At 64.8% G+C, this 16,941-nt stretch carries 15 protein-coding genes and 1 pseudogene; 9 read left to right on the forward strand and 7 right to left on the reverse strand.

The genetic code is table 11. The features are described 5' to 3' along the window. The first annotated feature begins 52 nt into the window (after nucleotides 1-52). On the forward strand, nucleotides 53-424 hold the full coding sequence (locus LB553_RS23060) for a response regulator (protein WP_224516600.1): 372 nt from the start codon (nucleotides 53-55) through the stop codon (nucleotides 422-424). On the opposite strand, the gene LB553_RS23065 is transcribed toward LB553_RS23060, so the two are convergent. Then, the gene (locus tag LB553_RS23065) at nucleotides 407-1,372 is read right to left on the reverse strand and encodes a DMT family transporter (protein ID WP_224516601.1); all 966 of its coding nucleotides are present in this window, start codon (nucleotides 1,370-1,372) and stop codon (nucleotides 407-409) included. The genes LB553_RS23060 and LB553_RS23065 overlap by 18 nt on opposite strands. A gap of 189 nt (nucleotides 1,373-1,561) precedes the next feature. Here LB553_RS23065 and LB553_RS23070 point away from each other — a divergent pair, with 189 nt between their 5' ends. Next, the gene (locus LB553_RS23070; protein WP_224516602.1) at nucleotides 1,562-2,446 is read left to right on the forward strand and encodes a LysR family transcriptional regulator; all 885 of its coding nucleotides are present in this window, start codon (nucleotides 1,562-1,564) and stop codon (nucleotides 2,444-2,446) included. Nucleotides 2,447-2,557: 111 nt separating this feature from the next. Here LB553_RS23070 and LB553_RS23075 read toward each other — a convergent pair whose 3' ends face one another. Further along, nucleotides 2,558-5,185, reverse strand: a complete 2,628-nt coding sequence (locus LB553_RS23075) for a TIGR02302 family protein (RefSeq protein WP_224516603.1) — start codon at nucleotides 5,183-5,185, stop codon at nucleotides 2,558-2,560. Between the two features lie 115 nt (nucleotides 5,186-5,300). After that, complete coding sequence (locus tag LB553_RS23080; RefSeq protein ID WP_224516604.1) at nucleotides 5,301-6,242, reverse strand: threonine/serine dehydratase; 942 nt, start codon at nucleotides 6,240-6,242, stop codon at nucleotides 5,301-5,303. A gap of 50 nt (nucleotides 6,243-6,292) precedes the next feature. Between LB553_RS23080 and LB553_RS23085 the strand changes: the two genes are divergently transcribed. Then, the gene (locus tag LB553_RS23085; protein WP_224516605.1) at nucleotides 6,293-6,595 is read left to right on the forward strand and encodes an ArsR/SmtB family transcription factor; all 303 of its coding nucleotides are present in this window, start codon (nucleotides 6,293-6,295) and stop codon (nucleotides 6,593-6,595) included. Nucleotides 6,596-6,599: 4 nt separating this feature from the next. Here the strand turns inward: LB553_RS23085 and lysA are convergent, their stop codons facing one another. The 3 genes from lysA to argH all read right to left on the reverse strand — a co-directional run bounded on the left by lysA (nucleotide 6,600) and on the right by argH (nucleotide 9,660). Beyond that, entirely contained in the window at nucleotides 6,600-7,868 is a 1,269-nt protein-coding gene (gene lysA / locus LB553_RS23090; RefSeq protein WP_224516606.1) for a diaminopimelate decarboxylase, read from the reverse strand. A 55-nt stretch (nucleotides 7,869-7,923) separates the two neighbouring features. Further along, the gene (locus LB553_RS23095) at nucleotides 7,924-8,130 is read right to left on the reverse strand and encodes a lipoprotein (RefSeq protein WP_127253283.1); all 207 of its coding nucleotides are present in this window, start codon (nucleotides 8,128-8,130) and stop codon (nucleotides 7,924-7,926) included. Nucleotides 8,131-8,259: 129 nt separating this feature from the next. Then, the gene (gene argH / locus LB553_RS23100) at nucleotides 8,260-9,660 is read right to left on the reverse strand and encodes an argininosuccinate lyase (RefSeq protein WP_224516607.1); all 1,401 of its coding nucleotides are present in this window, start codon (nucleotides 9,658-9,660) and stop codon (nucleotides 8,260-8,262) included. Nucleotides 9,661-9,693: 33 nt separating this feature from the next. Between argH and tlpA the strand changes: the two genes are divergently transcribed. Beyond that, entirely contained in the window at nucleotides 9,694-10,377 is a 684-nt protein-coding gene (gene tlpA / locus LB553_RS23105; protein WP_224516608.1) for a thiol:disulfide interchange protein TlpA, read from the forward strand. Nucleotides 10,378-10,386: 9 nt separating this feature from the next. Here the strand turns inward: tlpA and LB553_RS23110 are convergent, their stop codons facing one another. Next, nucleotides 10,387-11,427, reverse strand: a complete 1,041-nt coding sequence (locus tag LB553_RS23110) for an endonuclease/exonuclease/phosphatase family protein (protein ID WP_224516609.1) — start codon at nucleotides 11,425-11,427, stop codon at nucleotides 10,387-10,389. Nucleotides 11,428-11,662: 235 nt separating this feature from the next. On the opposite strand from LB553_RS23110, the pseudogene LB553_RS23115 reads away from it, so the two are divergent. From LB553_RS23115 to LB553_RS23135, 5 genes and pseudogenes are all read left to right on the forward strand, one after another. Beyond that, nucleotides 11,663-13,014: pseudogene (locus tag LB553_RS23115) on the forward strand (extracellular solute-binding protein). Nucleotides 13,015-13,118: 104 nt separating this feature from the next. Then, nucleotides 13,119-14,003 (forward strand): carbohydrate ABC transporter permease, encoded by an 885-nt coding sequence (locus tag LB553_RS23120; protein WP_224516610.1) that lies wholly within the window; start codon nucleotides 13,119-13,121, stop codon nucleotides 14,001-14,003. Between the two features lie 8 nt (nucleotides 14,004-14,011). Further along, nucleotides 14,012-14,926, forward strand: a complete 915-nt coding sequence (locus LB553_RS23125) for an ABC transporter permease subunit (RefSeq protein ID WP_224516611.1) — start codon at nucleotides 14,012-14,014, stop codon at nucleotides 14,924-14,926. A gap of 10 nt (nucleotides 14,927-14,936) precedes the next feature. Continuing rightward, nucleotides 14,937-16,037 (forward strand): sn-glycerol-3-phosphate ABC transporter ATP-binding protein UgpC, encoded by a 1,101-nt coding sequence (gene ugpC, locus LB553_RS23130; protein WP_224516612.1) that lies wholly within the window; start codon nucleotides 14,937-14,939, stop codon nucleotides 16,035-16,037. 40 nt (nucleotides 16,038-16,077) lie between these two features. Then, nucleotides 16,078-16,875 carry a phosphodiesterase gene (locus LB553_RS23135; RefSeq protein WP_224516672.1) on the forward strand — a complete coding sequence of 266 codons (798 nt, stop codon included), beginning with the start codon at nucleotides 16,078-16,080 and terminating at the stop codon, nucleotides 16,873-16,875. Nucleotides 16,876-16,941: the final 66 nt, after the last annotated feature.

Here is a 16,941-nt window from a genome sequence, read left to right on the forward strand (position 1 = left end):
GATCGTTAGAATTTTCAGAAAACATCAATATTTCGGCGGCATCTATCTCGGCATGGCAAAGCTTCTGATCGTCGAGGACGATGAGTCCGTCCGCACCCTCGCTGCCCGCGCGCTCGAGCGCGATGGCCACAATGTCACCATCGCCACCGACGGCGCGCAGGGGCTGGACAGGATCCGGCAGGCGCGTGGCGGTTTCGATCTGGTGGTGTCCGACATCCGCATGCCGGAAATGGACGGCATCGAGATGGCGACAGCCGCCGCAAGAGAGTTTCCAGCGATGCGGATCATGCTGATGACCGGCTATGCCGACCAGCGCGAGCGCGCCGAGGAACTCAACGGCATCATCCTCGACGTCGTGCAGAAGCCGTTCACGCTTGCCGAGATCCGCGGCCGCGTCGGCAAGGCTTTAAGCTGCTTCGCTTGAGACCGCATCGGTCGTAACAGGGACGGCCGGCACTGCACTTCGCCGACGCCCGCCGCTCAGCGCAAGCAGGCCGGCGCCGATGATCAGCGCCGCGCCCAGCACGGTGGTCTCACGCGGCACCTCGGCGAAGAACAGGAAACCCCAGAGCGGCGACCACAGGATGCCGGTGTATTCGAAGGTGGCGACGCGGTTGGCCGGCGCCATCCGGTAGGCCTGCGACAACAGGATCATGCCGGCGGAAGCGACGAGGCCGCAGGCGGCCATCTTCAGGAAATCCGGCATTGTCGGCCACGCCCATGGCCGCACCAGGAATTCGACACTCGGATGCGCGGCATGGGTGATTCCGGCAAGCTGGAAGACGGTCGCGACCGCAATGGCGCCGCTGAGATAGGCGCCGTTCTGGTAGAAGGCCATCACGGTCGACGATTCGGTGTCGCCGATGCGGCGCGCCATCAGTTGCGAAAAGCCGTAGAGGAAGGCCGAGCCCAGCGACAGCAGCGCCGCCCAGTCGAACACGCTGGCGCCGGGACGCACCATCACAAGCACGCCGACCAAGCCGATCAGCACCGTCGCCAACGTTTTCCAGGAGACGCGCTCGCCGAGATAGGGACCGGCCATCGCCATGATGAACAGCGGCGCCATGAAATAGAGCGCCACTGCATCGGCCAGCGGCAAGGCGGCGATCGCCAGATAATACACCGTATAGGACGAGAACTGGATGAAGGCGCGCAGCGTCAGCATGCCGAAGCGCTTGGACAGCACCGCCTTCAGGCCGACATCGGCCTGGACGATGACGATCAGGATCGGTAGCGCGACGATGGCGCGGATCGCCATCACCTCGGTCACCGGATAACCGCCCGAGACCGCCTTCACCAGCGGATCCTGCAGCGAAAAGACCAGCACGCCGAGGCAGAGGCTCAAAATGCCAAGCACCGTCCGGTTCTGCATGATCGATCCAGCGAAAAAGAACCCGCCACCGTTTTCAGGCAGCGGGCACGAGTGAGGACTCTTCGATTGGTCCGCGACCGACTTCGCGGTCGCATATCCAATGGGTGTGGTGAACTATCCTGCGGCGTTTGACATCTGGCAAACGAATTGGAATGATGCCAGCAATCAACTTTTCTTATGGCGACCTCAATGCGACCAGTCCTCGACAGCGACCTCCTGCGTACCTTCGTGGCGGTGGCCGAAACCGGTAATTTCACACGTGCGGCGGAGAAAGCCGGACGCACGCAATCGGCCGTGTCCATGCAGATGAAGAAGCTGGAGGATATGGTCGGCGACAACCTGTTCGAGCGCGGCTCGCGCGGCGTGGCGCTGACGCGCCGCGGCGGCGAATTGATCGCCAACGCGCGCCGGATCGTCTCGCTGCTCGACGAGACGGCGGCCTCGCTGGTGGCGCCGCCGCTCGGCGGGCTGGTGCGCATCGGCATCCCGGCCGAATATGGACGTTCGATCCTGTCGCGGGCGCTGGGCGAATTCGCCAAGCGGCATCCGCGCGTCGAGGTCACGGTGCGCTACGCGCATTCGGATTCGCAGGTGCGGGCGCTCGCGGCCGGCGAGCTCGACCTCGCGGTGGTGTTCGAATGGGAGGGCTCTTCCGGCGGCGAGGTGCTGATGCACGACCCGACGGTCTGGGTGACATCGACGCTGCATCATATGCATGAGGAACGGCCGGTGCCGATCGCGCTCTACAGCCGCAACGGCTGGTGCCGCGACTTCGCCATCAAGTCGCTGCAGCAGCGCGGCCTCGACTACCGCGTCGCTTACACCAGCGATACCAATGGTGGCCTGACGCTCGCGGTCACGTCCGGCCTGGCGATCGCGCCGATCTCGCGCAGCAACATCCCGGAAGATTGCCGCGAACTGACGGCCGCCTACGGCTTCGGCGACATCGATTCCTCCAACGTCGTCCTGCACCGCAATCCGCTGGCGACCGGCGAAGCGATCGACGGCATGGAGAACGCCATCCGCGAGGCATTCATGCTGACCCGGCAGACGGGCGCGGCGGTCGGTGCTTGAGCGGCGGCAACAGCTATCCGACGACCGCGAAACGCCAGAGCAATTCCAGGAAAAGTGTGAGCGGCTTTCCGACCGGAATTGCGTAGAAACAAGAGATAGACGCCTCTGTAACTATTTCAGCTCCAGCAGCCGTTCCAGATAGCTGCGCTCGATATCGGGGCTGAGCGCATTGCCGAGCCGCTTGCGGATCGCGTCGAGGATCTGGCGGGCGCGCTGAACGTCGATCTCGTCTGGAACCTTGACCGAGGTGCCATCATCGGGGCCGTTGGTGGCGCGTGGTCGTCCCAGCGGATCGCGGTCGGCGTCCTGCTGGCGGCCGCCCTGCTCGCTGCCGCCCTGGTCGCCCTGCATGGCCTGCATCTGCTTCATCATTTCCTTGGCGCCGCGGCGCAGCGCCTCCAGTGCGCGGCCCTGGTGGCCGACGGCCTGGTCGCCATCGCCCTGGCCAAGCGATTGTTCGGCATTGCCCATCGACTTGCCGGCCTCGCCGAAGCCCTCATTGGGCTCCATGCCCATGCCTTCGAGGCCTTTCTTCAACTGGTCGAGCTCGCTCTGCAGCTGGCCCTGGCCTTCCTGCAGCTGTTTCAGCGCATCGGCCAAATCCTTCGGCGACATTTTCGGCCGTCCCAGCGGATCGCGGTCCTGACCGGGGCCCGGCCGCTGCTGGTCGTTGGGCTGGCCCTGTTCGCCATCCTCGCCAAGCTGCTGTTGCTCGCCGCCCTCGCCACGCCGTCCGCGCTGCATCTGGTCCAGGCGGAAGGTGTCGTTCATCATTTCCTGCTGGCGGCGCATGATGTCGCCGAGCTTGTCCATCTGCTGGCGCATCTCGCTGTCCTGCTCGCCGCCAGGCTGCTGGCGGCCGGCCTGCAGGTTGTTCATCATGTCCTGCAGCTCCGAGAGAAGCTGCTGCGCCTTGTCGCGGTCGCCCGATTTGGCCAGATTCTCGATCTGGTCCATCAAGCGGTTGATATCGCTCTGGCGCAGCTCGCGGCCGTTCTGCTGCATCTGCGGCGCGTTCGGATTCTGTTGCGCGCGCTGGGCGAATTCCTGCAGGAACTGGTCCATCGCCTCGCGCAGTTCCTTCATCGCCTTTTCGATCTCCTGATCGCTGGCGCCGTTCTTGATGGCGTCCTGCAACGCCTGCTGCGCCTGGCGCAGCCGGCGCTCGGCGGCAGACAGATTGCCTTCCTCGATGCCGAGCGCGATTTCCCAGAGATAGGAGACGACGTTGCGCAGCTGGTCGTCGCTCCCGGAGAGCTTCAGCCGGCTCCGTGCGCTCATGATGGCAAGATAGTTGGACATGTTGTCGAACGTGTCCTCGGGCCGCAGCGTGATCGCGTCCATCAGGTCGAGAACGCGCGGCTTGGCATTGGTGTCGAGCGCCAGCAGCCGGCGCTGTTCGATCACCGCCCGGGCCAGCGGATTGGCGAAGGGCCGCTCGGGCATGACCATTGTCTTGGTCTCGCTGGTCGCCGTGTGGCCGGCATCGTCGGTGACGCTCAGCGTCAGCTTGATGTTGCTGCCGGCCCAGACATGTTCGGTCAGGTCCTTGGTCGTCTTGGCCGCGCTCGCCTTGCCGCCGCGGCGCGGCAGGGTCAACGGCATGTCGGGCGGGCCGTAAAGCGGATGCGCGTTGGCCGCCGGCGGGTCCGACGGCTCAAAAACTGCCTTGGCGGAGGCCGCGCCGTAGTCGTCGGCGATCTCGTAATTCAGCTCCATGGCGCCGTTGACGGCGCGCTTCGGCTCGCCGACGAAGCGGATCGTCGGCGGCTTGTCTGGAATGACGGCAAAGGCCCAGTGGCCGAGATCGCTATCGCCGGATTTCAGCGTCAGCGTGCCGTTGGCGTTCAGCTTGCCGGAGAACTGGCGCACCTTTGGTGCCGTCTGGCTGGTGGCGGCGGGCGCGGTTCCCTTGGGTGCTATGGGGGACGCCGCGGGCTCGATGGCGCGATCATTGCCGCCTTGATCGGCATAGCTCAGTGTTTCCTCGCCCGAGCCGCCGGTGACGCGCAACGAAACGTCGCTGCCTTGCGGCACGGAAAAGGTCTGGACGGCCTGGTTGGCGTCGGCGGTCAGGAACAGCGGCGCCTTGCCGGTATAGGCGGGCGGCGTCACCCAGGCGTCGATGCGCGGCGGCACCGCATCGTGCGCGGCGCGGGCGACAAAAGCGTCGCTGACTCTGCCGCCAAACGGTCCGAAGGAGAAGGCCAAAGCGGTGACGAACAACAGCCCCGCCACGGCGCGCAAGCCCCAGCGGTCATGGTCCGGCACACCGGTGCGCGGCCGGTCGGCGCCGAGGCTCGAAAGCCGCTCGGCCATGCGCTTCTGGTGCTCGCGCCACAGCGCCTGCGAGAAGATGCTCTCGGCGCCGCTCGGCCGGTCCGTCTGCACCTGCACCGGGCTGTGCAGCAATTCGTTCGCCGCCTCGATGCGCCGGTCGATCTCGGCTGCCGAGGGCATGCGGAAGAAGCGAAGCGGATAGAGCGCCGCGACCGCGGCCAGCGCGAACAGGATCAGAAGGCCAACGCGTACCGTGTCCGGCAGACGCGGGAACAGACCGAACCATGAAAAGCTGAGGAACAGGCTGGCGACGACCAGCAATGGCAGCACGAGCGGCCAAGCGCGCTCGAAGAGTATCGAGGCCCGCGTCGCCAACCGGCTGAGCGCCAGGCGCCCGGCCAGGCCGCGTCCATCGCTGGCCGGGCCGCGTTCGCCGCTGGAAGTGGGTCGTTCGGTCATCGGCCCTTCCTGCCCGGGCACGATAGCCCGGACGTCATCAGCAGAAGGATACCAACAAACACGGCAAAGGCGAGGCGGGTTCCAAAAAACGTGAAGCGGTCTGGCCGGGTTATGATCAGAAACTGGCGGGATTCGTGTTCGAACCGCAGACCAGGACCGCCACGCGTTCGCCTTCCGCGGGCACATAGCGTCCGGAAAGCATGGCGGCGAAAGCGGCTGCGCCGCCCGGCTCGGCGATGATTCGCACGCGGTCCCACAGCGCTTTTTGCGCCGCGACGATGTCGTCGTCGCTCACCAGGATCGATCGCTCGACGAAGGCTTCGGCGATCGGGAACATCATCTCGCCGACGCGCTTCGGCGCCAGCGAATCGGCGGCGATGCCCTCGGCGGGCGCATCGACCGGCTCTCCGGCCTCCAGGGCACGGTAAAGCGTCGGCGCTCCCTCAGGCTCGATGGCGACGATGCGGATGCGGCCAGCGAACCAGGCGGCGATGCCGCCGATCAGGCCGCCGCCGCCGACCGCGACCAGCAGCGTGTCGATCTCGGGCAGGTCGGCCTCGATCTCCATGCCGAGCGTGCCCTGGCCGAGCAGCGTTTCCTCCTGGTTGAAGGCGTGCACCTGCAGGGCGCCGCTCCTGGCGGCGAAATCTTCGCTGGCGGCCAGCGCTTCGGCATAGCGGGCGCCGCCGACCACCAACTCGGCGCCGTAGCCGCGAATGCGCGCGAGCTTCGCCGGCGGGCTGACTTCGGGCACGAAGATGGTCGCCTTGTGCCCGAGTTTCATGGCGGCGTAAGCGACGGCCGCGCCATGATTGCCGCCGGACGCGGCGACCACGCCGGCTCGGGGAACCTGGCGTTCGAGCAGGTTGGTGAAGGCGCCGCGCGCCTTGAACGACCCTGAATGCTGCAGGCATTCGAGCTTCAGGTCGACCGGGAAGGCGGGCCGTCCGAAATCCGCCATGTCGACGCGCATGACCGGCGTGTGGCGGACATAGGGGCGGATGCGCGGCTCCACGGCGGCGATGCGTTCGCGGGTGATCGTCCGGGTGTTCAACATGGCGTGCTCCTCGGGATTGACTTCAATTAGTAACTTAGCAAAATAGCTAAATGCAAGAGGTCGACATCTTCAAGGCATTTGCCAATGAGCGCAGGCTGCAGATCCTCGAATGGCTCAAGGACCCGCGCGCGCATTTTCCGCGCCAGGCCGATGGCGATCTGGTGGAGGACGGCGTCTGCGCGCTGCTGATCGCTGAGAAGCTCGGCATCAGCCAGGCGACGCTCAGCGAGCATATGCGCGTGCTGACCCAGGCCGGCCTGCTCAGCACCAAGCGCACCAAGCAATGGATATTCTATCGCCGCGACGAGGGGCGGATCGCCGAAGCCAAGGCGCTGATCCAGGAGAAGATCTAGCGAGCTATTTCAGCCAGTCGGGGACCGAATCCAATCCAATCAGGTCCTCATAGGTCTGGCGCGGCCGCACGACATGGAAGCGGTCGCCATCGACCAGCACCTCCGGCACCAGAAGCCTGGTGTTGTAGGTGCCGGCCTGCACCGCGCCATAGGCGCCGGCGGTGGAAACGGCGATGAGGTCGCCCGCCTTCAGCCTCGGCAGGTCGCGGTCGAGACCGATGAAGTCGCCCGTCTCGCAGACCGGGCCGACGACGTCGACCTTCATGCGCGGCGTGGAGGCGGGCGGCTGCACCACCGGCCTGATGTCGTGGAAGGCGTCATAGAGCGTCGGCCGGATCAGGTCGTTCATGGCGGCGTCGACGACGAGGAAGTTCTTGGCGTCGCCTTCCTTCACATAGATGACCTCGGACACCAGGATGCCGGCATTGCCGACGATCAGGCGGCCGGGCTCGAACATCACCTTCAGGCCAAGCCCGGTGACGTGTTTCCTGACGATCTCGGCATAGGCGTCGGGCAGCGGCGGCGGGTTGTTGTCGACGCGGTAGGGAATGCCAAGGCCGCCGCCGAGATCGACATGCCCGATCGCATGTCCGTCGGCGCGCAGCGCTCCGACCAGTTCGACGAGCAGGGCAAAGGCGTCGTCGAAAGGCTGCAGCTCGGTGATCTGGCTGCCGATATGGGTGTCGATGCCGGTCACCTTAATACCCGGCAGTTGCGCGGCACGGGCATAGACCTGCCGCGCGCGCTGCCATGGAATGCCGAACTTGTTCTCGGCCTTGCCGGTCGAGATCTTCTTGTGCGTCCTTGCATCGACATCCGGATTGATGCGCAGCGAGATGGGCGCCACCTTGCCGAGCGCCACGGCGCGCGCCGACAAAAGCTCAAGCTCAGGCTCGGATTCGACGTTGAAGCAGAGAATGCCGGCCGAAAGCGCGAAGTCCATTTCGCTCGCGGTCTTGCCGACGCCGGAAAACAGGATCTTGTCGGCCGGGATGCCGGCGGCCAAAGCGCGGCGCAATTCGCCTTCGGAGACCACGTCGGCGCCTGCGCCCTGCCTGGCCAGCGTCCTCAGCACGGCCTGGTTGGAATTCGCCTTCATGGCGTAGCAGACCAGCGCGTCGAGGCCGGCGAAAGCCTCTCTGAAGACGCGGAAATGCCGGGTCAGCGTCGCCGTCGAATAGCAATAGAAGGGCGTGCCGACCTCGGCTGCGATGTCGGGAATGGCGACGTCCTCGGCATGGAGAACGCCGTCGCGGTAATCGAAATGGTTCACGGGTGTTGGTTCCGGAAAGTTGAAGCCCGATGAGATCTGGTCGATCTCACCAGCTCTAGAGCAGGGGATCGAGGATGAATTTCCTGTCCTTGACCGGTTTTTCCGGCTCGGGCGGCACCGGCTGCTTGGCTTTTTCCGCATCCTTGCGCGCCTGCTCCGCCGCCTCATAGGGCGTGTCGAGGCCAGTCTTCCTGCCGCAGGCGGTGACGGTGACAACCGCCGCCAGCAGCGCCAGCGTCACCAAAATCCTGCTACGGGTCATCGATCCATCCGTTCGAAACTGTTTCTTGTGCCGCCGCTTTTAGCCGAGTTTCCAGCGCTTTGCATCCCGGCATTTGTTTTGGTGCATGTCGTTATCCCAGAACCGCTGCACACTTCTGGGCGACATGCATTAAGCCTTGGCGAGCCGCTTTTTCCAGTAGCGGACCTGCTTTCGCACTTCCGATGGCGCGGTGCCGCCGAAGCTTGTGCGGCTCTTCACCGAATTCTGCACGGCAAGCACCGAGAAGATGTCGTCGGTGATGCCGGGATGGATGGAGCGCAGGTCGTCCAGCGAGAGCTTTTCCAGGGAGACCTTCTTCTCCTCCGCGAGCGCCACGGCGCGGCCGGTGACGTGATGCGCCTCGCGGAAGGGCAGGCCCAGATTGCGCACCAGCCAGTCGGCAAGGTCGGTTGCGGTGGCGTGACCGGCGCCTGCGGCTTTCTTCATGGCGGCGGCGTTGACGGTCATGTCTCGCACCATGCCGGCGGTCGCCGCCAGCATCAGGTCGAGCGTCTCGGCGGCGTCGAAGACCGCTTCCTTGTCTTCCTGCATGTCCTTGCCATAGGTCAGCGGCATGCCCTTCATCACCGTCAGCAGGCCGACGAGATGCCCGTTAACGCGGCCGGTCTTGCCGCGCACCAGCTCGGCGGCGTCCGGGTTCTTCTTCTGCGGCATGATCGAGGAGCCGGTGGAGAAGGAATCCGACAGGCGGATGAAGCCGAATTGCGGCGTCGACCAGATGATGATCTCCTCGGCCAGCCTGGACAAATGCGTCGCGCAGATCGCGGCGAGGCTCAGGAACTCGAGCGCGAAATCCCGGTCCGAGACGCTGTCCAGCGAATTGCGCGTTGGCTCGCGGAAACCCAGCGCCTTCGCCGTCATGTGGCGGTCGATGCCGAAGCTGGTGCCGGCAAGGGCCGCCGCGCCCAGCGGGCTTTCATCCATGCGCTCGATGGCGTCGCGGACGCGCGAGAGGTCGCGGCCGAACATCTCGACATAGGCCATGCAATGGTGGCCGAAGGTCACCGGCTGCGCCGCCTGCATATGGGTGAAGCCGGGCATGACGGTCGCCGCATGCTCCTCGGCGCGTTCCAGGAACGCGGCGATCAGGTCTTTTAACGCCAGGGCGACGCGCTGGCATTCCTGCTTGACCCAGAGCCGGAGATCGACCGCCACCTGGTCGTTGCGCGAGCGAGCGGTGTGCAGGCGTCCCGCCGCCGGGCCGATAAGGTCGGCAAGGCGGGCCTCGACATTCATGTGGATGTCTTCGAGCTTCGTTGAGAATTCGAACGTGCCTGCCTCGATCTCTTTCAGGATCGTGTTCAGTCCGTGAGCGATTTTTTCTTGATCGGCGGCCGAAATAATGCCCGTTTCAGCCAACATCTCGCTATGGGCGATCGATCCGCTTATGTCCTGCGCATAGAGCTTGCGGTCGAAGCCGATCGACGCGTTGATCGCCTCCATGATCGCGGCCGGACCCGAGGCAAAACGTCCGCCCCACATCTGGTTGCTGGCCTTCTTGTCGCTCATCGCTATAACCCATGCTCCGGAGCAGTTTTGAAAATGGCAGACGGCAAGAGATATTTTTTTCCGGCTACGCGCCTCATCCTCGCCGCTTTGGTGGCGGGCGTGCTGGCCGGCGCGGTCGCGGTATACGTCAGCGAGAGCGGTTCTGGCAACAATGCTCCCGAGAAGGTCGCCGCGGCCGCCGGCAAGGACGATGCAGCCTGCGCAGCCAAAGTTGACCGGGCCAAGCAAATCGCCGCCAAGGCCGTCGGCCAGGTCGCGGCTCTGCAGCCGGCCGACCCGCCGCAATCGCTGAAGAGCCTGGCCTTCAACGGCCCCGACGGCAAGCCGATGACGATAGCCGACCATGCCGGCAAGACCGTGCTGCTCAATCTCTGGGCCACCTGGTGCGCGCCGTGCCGCGCCGAGATGCCGGCGCTCGACGCGCTGCAGAAGGAAAAAGGCAGCAATGCCTTCGAGGTGATCGCGGTCAATGTCGACACCGGCGACGATACGAAGCCGAAGAACTTCCTCAACGAGATCGGCGTTCAGACGCTCGGCTTCTACCGGGACCCGACGATCGCGCTGTTCAACGAGGCAAAGACGCGCGGACTGGCGCTCGGGCTTCCGGTGACCATGCTGATCGACGCGGATGGCTGCCTGATCGCGCATATGAACGGCCCGGCCGAATGGTCGAGCCCCGACGCCAAGCGGCTGGTGGAAGCGGCGCTAACGCCGTGATCGCGACCGCTATCTTACCCTAACCGTAATCACCAGCGCCTCGTGGTCGGCGCTCGGGCTGCCGTCCGGCAACACCGCCGGCAGTGTCGCCGGCGCGCTTGCCTCGAGGCCGCGGGTAAAGAACCAGTCGATGTGGCCGGCAGGCGTGGCGTCGCCGGCCGGACGCCGCTGCGTCGGCTTGTCGAACGCGTTGGCGTCGCGCCAGTCGTAGCCGCGCTCGGCCATGATCGCGAAGAGGGGCTCGTGGCGGTCGGGGCGCATCAGCCGGTCCGGCTCGGCATCGATGCAAGCCTGCCATGCGGCCGGGTCGGCGTGGCGCTCTTCATAGGTTGCGGTCAGCGTGTTGAAATCGCCGCCGATCAGGACCGGCGCTTCCGCGTCATATCGGTCGATGGCGTCAAGGAGGTGGCGCGCCTGGTCGGCGCGGCCGGCGGGCGCGGTGCGGTTCTCGAGATGCACCGAAACGACGGTGACCCGGCGCTCGCCCACCGTCACCTGGCCGCCGAGCGCCATGCGGCCGCCGATCCGGGGTTGGCCGTGCTCCGGCAGGAACCAGGCACCGGCGGCATCCAGCCGAACGAGGAAGGGCCGCAGCAGCGGGACGGCGCTGGTTATGGCGTTGCCATGGAAGCCCTCAACGTTCTCGGCGCCGTCATTTGCCGCCTGCTCCGCCTCATTACCGGTGCCGAGTTCAAGGAACTCGACGCCATAGGCGTAGGAATGGCCCAGACGATCGGCAAGCCGGCTCAAAAGATGGCCGTTGCCGGAGCGCGCCATGCCCTTGTCGACTTCGGACAGCAGCACGACGTGCGGCGCCTGGCCCGCTATCGTAGCGGCGATGGCATCGACATGACGCAGGCGCTCGACGTTCCACGCCATGACGGTCAGGCTCTCGCCGGCGCTCTCGCGCGACGCCTTGCCGCCGATCTCGATCTCGCCGAGGGCGGGAACGGCGGCAGCGTAGCGCAGATGGGTGGCGCTGTCGCGCGGTCCGTCCCGCATGGCGTTGCGGACGGCGACAGGCACGTGCGTGAGCTGCGGGACCAGCATCTCTCTTCTCATCCAGCCGGTTAATCACGGAGGTCTTTTCGCCGCTTGGCGGCGCCCTAGCTCTCTAGAGCGCCGATGTGACGTTTTCATGCCGGCGCGACCGCTGCCAGGGGAGGAGAGACTGGCTGTCCACAGGGGCTTCGGGCCCACAGCAGAACTGTCACATACCTTCTCTATGAGAGCGGGCAAGGACTTGCGCAAAACCTTGTCACACTGCCACTCAAGAGGGAAAACCATGACGATCATCAAGCGGGGCTTCGCTGCCCTTGCCGCCGGCGCGCTCAGCACCGCGCTTGCGGTTCCTGCTTTTGCCGAGCCGGTCAAATTCGATTTTTGGTTCGGTCTTTCGGGCGACCTCGCCCGCGTCGTCGACACGCTGTGCAAGAACTTCAACGATTCCCAGAAGGACTACCAGGTCGTTTGCACCAGCCAGGGCAATTACGACGCCACGCTGCAGAACACGATCGCCGCCTTCCGTGCCGGCAAGCAGCCCACCGTCGTCCAGGTCTATGACGTCGGCACTGCCACCATGATGCTGTCGGGCGCCTACAAGCCCGCCGACAAGCTGATGGAAGAGAACGGCTACAAGATCGACTACAGCGACTATTTCCCCGGCATCGCCCGCTATTACGCGACCTCGAAGGGCGAGATGCTGTCCTTCCCGTTCAACTCGTCAACGGCACTGATGTACTGGAACAAGGACGCCTTCGCCAAGATCGGCAAGACCGAGGCGCCGAAGACCTGGGAAGATGTCGGCGCCGACCTCAAGGCGCTGAAGGACGCCGGCTATGATTGCCCGATGGCCATCAACATCTCGGCCAATGAAAGCTGGCAGCTGATGGAGCAGTTCTCGGCGCTGCATAACCAGCCGATCGCCACCAAGAACAATGGCTATGACGGTCTCGACGCCCGTCTGGAAGTCAACAAGACCAAGTTCGTCCAGTACGTTACCGATCTCAAGAAGTGGTATGACGCAGGCCTTATCAAGATCAAGTCGAAGATCTCGGCCAGGATATGGTGCAGGCCTTCGCCACCGGCACCTGCCAGCTCATCCTCACCTCGGTCGGCGACCACGGCACGGTCGGCCGCACCCAGAAGGAAGGCATGAAGTGGGACGTCGCCGAGCTGCCGGTCTATGCCGGCACCGAGCGCAAGAACTCGCTGGTCGGCGGCGCTTCGCTGTGGGTGCTGTCCGGCAAGTCGGACGCCGAATACAAGGGCGCGGCCGCCTTCCTCAACTTCATCCACGATCCCAAGACCGCATTGTTCTGGTCGACCAACACCGGCTATATCCCGGTGACGAAGTCGGGCTTCGATTTCATGAAGTCAAACGGCTTCTACGACAAGGCGCCTTACAAGGGCCGTGAAGTGGCCATCGAGAGCCTGACCGCCTCGGAGCCGACCGAGATCACCCGCGGCATCCGCCTCGGCAACTTCACCCAGATCCGCGCCGAGTTCGGCACGCAGATGCAGGCGATCTTCGCCAATAAGGTCAGCGTCCAGCAAGGCCTCGACACTCTGGTCAAGAACGGCGACGCGATCCTCGAGCGCTTCCAGCAGACCTATCCGGGTAAGACCCTGCCCTGATCCCGGATGTTGGAACGGCCGCCCGCCGGGAATCGACGGGCGGCCATTTCACATCTAGGTTTACCGTGAAGGTGGGCTGACGGTTCAACGGCATCGGCGGATCGATGGAAAAACGCGTCACTTTCGGCAGATGGACGATCGGCATCCTGTTCGCGGTGCCGCAGCTTCTTCTGATCTTCACCTTCTTCTACTGGCCGGCCGGCCAGGCGGTTTACTGGTCGCTGACGCTGCAGCAGCCCTGGGGCGGCGGCAACATCTGGGTCGGGCTCGACAATTTCCGTTCGATCCTCGCCAATGCCGACTACTGGAATTCCATCACCGCCAGCATGATCTTCGCCGGCATCAGCACGGGCCTTGCAATGGTCATCGCGCTGGTGCTCGCCGCCTTGACCGACCGGCAGCTTGCCGGCTCATGGCTGTATCGCGTGGTGCTGATCTGGCCCTACGGCATCGCCGCGCCCGCTCTGGCGCTGGCATTTCGTTTCATCCTGGCGCCGGAAGCCGGCTTCATGGCCGTCGTCAACCGGGTCTGGCCGGGCTTCTGGGACCCGGGCCTCGACGGCGCCGACGCGATGGCCTCGATCATCATCGCCTTTTCCTGGAAATATGTCGGCTATAATTTCATCTTCTTCCTCGCCGCCTTCCAGGCGATCCCGCGTTCGCTGATCGAGGCGGCCGCCATGGACGGCTCAGGCGTCCTCCGGCGCTTCTGGGACATCCAGTTCCCGCTGATCACGCCGACCATCTTCTTCCTGCTGGTCATCAACATCACCGAGAGTTTTCAGGACTCCTTCGGCATCGTCGACATCATGACCGCAGGCGGACCGGCCAACGCCACCAATCTGATGGTCTACAAGATCTATTCCGACGGCTTCAAAGGCCTCGATTATTCGGGCGCCGCCGCGCAGAGCATCATCCTGATGTTGCTCATCGTCGCACTGACCATCGTCCAGTTCCGCTTCATCGAGCGGCGCGTCCACTATCGTTGAGGCCGGCCATGGTCGAGCGCACTCCGATCCTCAATTTTTTCACGCATCTGATCCTGTTTGCCGGCTTCGTATTCTGCGTGGCGCCGTTCGTCATCGTGGCGATCGCCGCCTCGCACAATCTGAAGGACGTCAACGACGTGCCGATGTCGCTGCTGCCGGGCAGCGATTTCTGGGTCAACATCAAGACGGCCTGGGTGACGGCCGATCTCGGCCCGAAGCTGCTCAACTCGTTCATCATGGCGTTCGGCGTCGCCGCCGGCAAAGTGATCGTGTCGGCGCTGACGGCCTTCTCGATCGTCTATTTCCGCTATCCCGGCCGGACGCTGATCTTCTGGCTGATCTTCATCACGCTGATGCTGCCGCTCGAAGTGCGCATCGTCCCGACCTACGCGGTGGTCGCCAACGTGCTGGAGCCCTATCAGACGATCATGGATCTGACGGGGCTTTCCTGGCTGATCGAGAAGATATCAGGCGTTCGGGTCCAGCTCAGCCTGGGGCTGCTCAATTCCTATAGCGGCCTGATCCTGCCGCTGGTCGCCACCGCCACCGGTACTTTCCTCTACCGCCAGTTCTTCCTGACCGTGCCTGACGAATTGACCGAGGCCGCGCGCATGGACGGCGCCGGCGCGCTGCGCTTCTTCGTCGATATCCTTCTGCCGCTGTCGCGCAACAACATGGGGGCGCTCGGCACCATCATGTTCCTGTGGGCCTGGAATCAGTATCTGTGGCCGTTGCTTATCACCACCGACCAGTCGCATGCGATGGCGGTGACCGAGCTGAAGCAGCTCATCCCCAATGTCGGCGGGGCGCCGGAATGGCATATTGCCATGGCCGGCACGCTGATCGTCATGCTGCCGCCGCTGATCGTGGTGCTCTTGATGCAGCGCTGGTTCGTGCGCGGCCTGATCGCCACCGAAAAATAGGGAGACAAAAATGGCCTCCATCACCATTCGCGGCGTCAAGAAGAACTACGCCAAGACGCAGGTCGTGCACGGCGTCGATCTTGACTTCGCCTCGGGCGAATTCGTCGTCATCCTCGGACCGTCGGGCTGCGGCAAGTCTACGCTGCTCAGGATGATCGCGGGACTGGAAGAGATTTCCGACGGCACGATCGCGATCGACGGCACGGTGGTCAACAAGCTCGAGCCGCGCGAGCGCGGCTGCGCCATGGTGTTCCAGAACTACGCGCTCTACCCGCATATGAGCGTGGCCCAGAACATCGGCTATTCGCTGAAGGTGGCCGGCGTTCCGCCGGCCGAACGCGCCCAGCGTGTCCAGGCGGTGGCGCGCGTCCTGGAGCTGGAGCACCTGCTAGACCGCAAGCCGATGGCGCTCTCCGGCGGCCAGCGCCAGCGTGTTGCCATGGGCCGCGCCATGATCCGCGAGCCCAAGGTCTTCCTCTTCGACGAGCCGCTCTCCAATCTCGATGCCAAGCTGCGCGTGCAGATGCGCTCCGAGATCCGCAAGCTGCACCGGCGCCTCAACGCCACCTCGGTCTTCGTCACGCATGACCAGGTCGAGGCGATGACGCTGGCAGACCGGCTGGTGGTGATGAATGGCGGCCGCGTCGAGCAGGTCGGCACGCCGGCGGAAGTCTACAGCCGGCCGGCAAGCCGCTTCGTGGCGACCTTCGTCGGCGCCCCGGCGATGAACATGCTCGAAGGCACGGTCACGCTGGACGGGCTGTCGCTGCTCGGTGGCAACCGCAAGCTCAACGTGTCGCGCACGGGCCTGCCGGTCGGCGCGAAAGTCGCGGCCGGCATCCGGCCGGAGGCGGTGCGCATGGTGGCGCCGGGTGCGCCCGGCGCGCTCGCGGCGACCGTCGACCTCATCGAGGAGCTGGGCGCCGGCCGCGTCATCTATGTCGATCTCGACGGCGCGCCGTTTTCCATCGTGACGTCGGAGACCGTCCATCCCGAACCCGGGAGCACGATCGGCCTGCAGTTCGCCGAGACAGACCTGCACTTCTTCTCCTCGAAGACAGGCGCCAGGCTCGACGTGTTCAAGGCCTCGGTGCCGGAGCCGGCTCTATAAGGCGGTTGGCGGCTTCGCGAATTCGATTGAGGGTTACGGAATAAAGATCATCCAGGTGACCGACGTCCATCTCGGCCGTCGGAGCGAAATCCGCTACGGCGCCGATCTGCATGAGCGGCTCGTCCGCTGCATCGACCATATCAATGCCCGCCACGGCGATGCGGCGCTCTGCATCTTTACCGGCGACCTGACGGATGCCGGCGAGGCGCAAGCCTATGCCGACTTCAAGGCGGCGCTGAGCCGGCTCACGTTGCCTTACAGGCTGCTGCCCGGAAACCACGACCGGCGCCCAAACCTCATCGCCGCCTTTCCCGAAAACGGGACCGACGGCAACGGTTTCGTGCAGTCGGTTTTCGACACGCCGGAAGGGCGCTTGCTTTTCCTCGACAGCCTGGCGGAAGGCCGCGTCACCGGCGAGTTGTGCGACAGCCGGCTTGGCTGGCTCGACGCGCGGCTTGGCGAGGCGGCAGGCAAGGCCGCCTATGTCTTCCTGCATCATCCGCCGGTCGAGCTTGGGCTTACGCTGCTCGACCCGCTCGGCCTCGAACAGCCGCAGCGGCTGATCGATGTGCTGACGCGCCACGGCAATGTCCGCTCCATCTTCTTCGGCCATGTCCACCGCGACATAGCCGGCACCGTCGCCGGCATCCCATTCTCGGCGCAGCGCGGCCTGCATGCCCGCTTCATGCTCGATCTCATCGGCGACGAGGTTGTCGAGCAGGCACCGCCCGCCTATTCGATCATCCTGATCGAGGGCCAGCGCGTCGTCATCCACAGCCACGATTTCCTCGAGAGCTGGCCGCTGTGGTCGCCGGCAACTGGGCAGCGCGTGCGTTGAGGCATGTCGATATTCAGGTGAGGCCGGCCTGCAAACGGCGGTTTCCTGTGCTTCCGGTGCTCACGT

Source organism: Mesorhizobium sp. CA8, assembly GCF_020164955.1.
GTDB lineage: Bacteria > Pseudomonadota > Alphaproteobacteria > Rhizobiales > Rhizobiaceae > Mesorhizobium.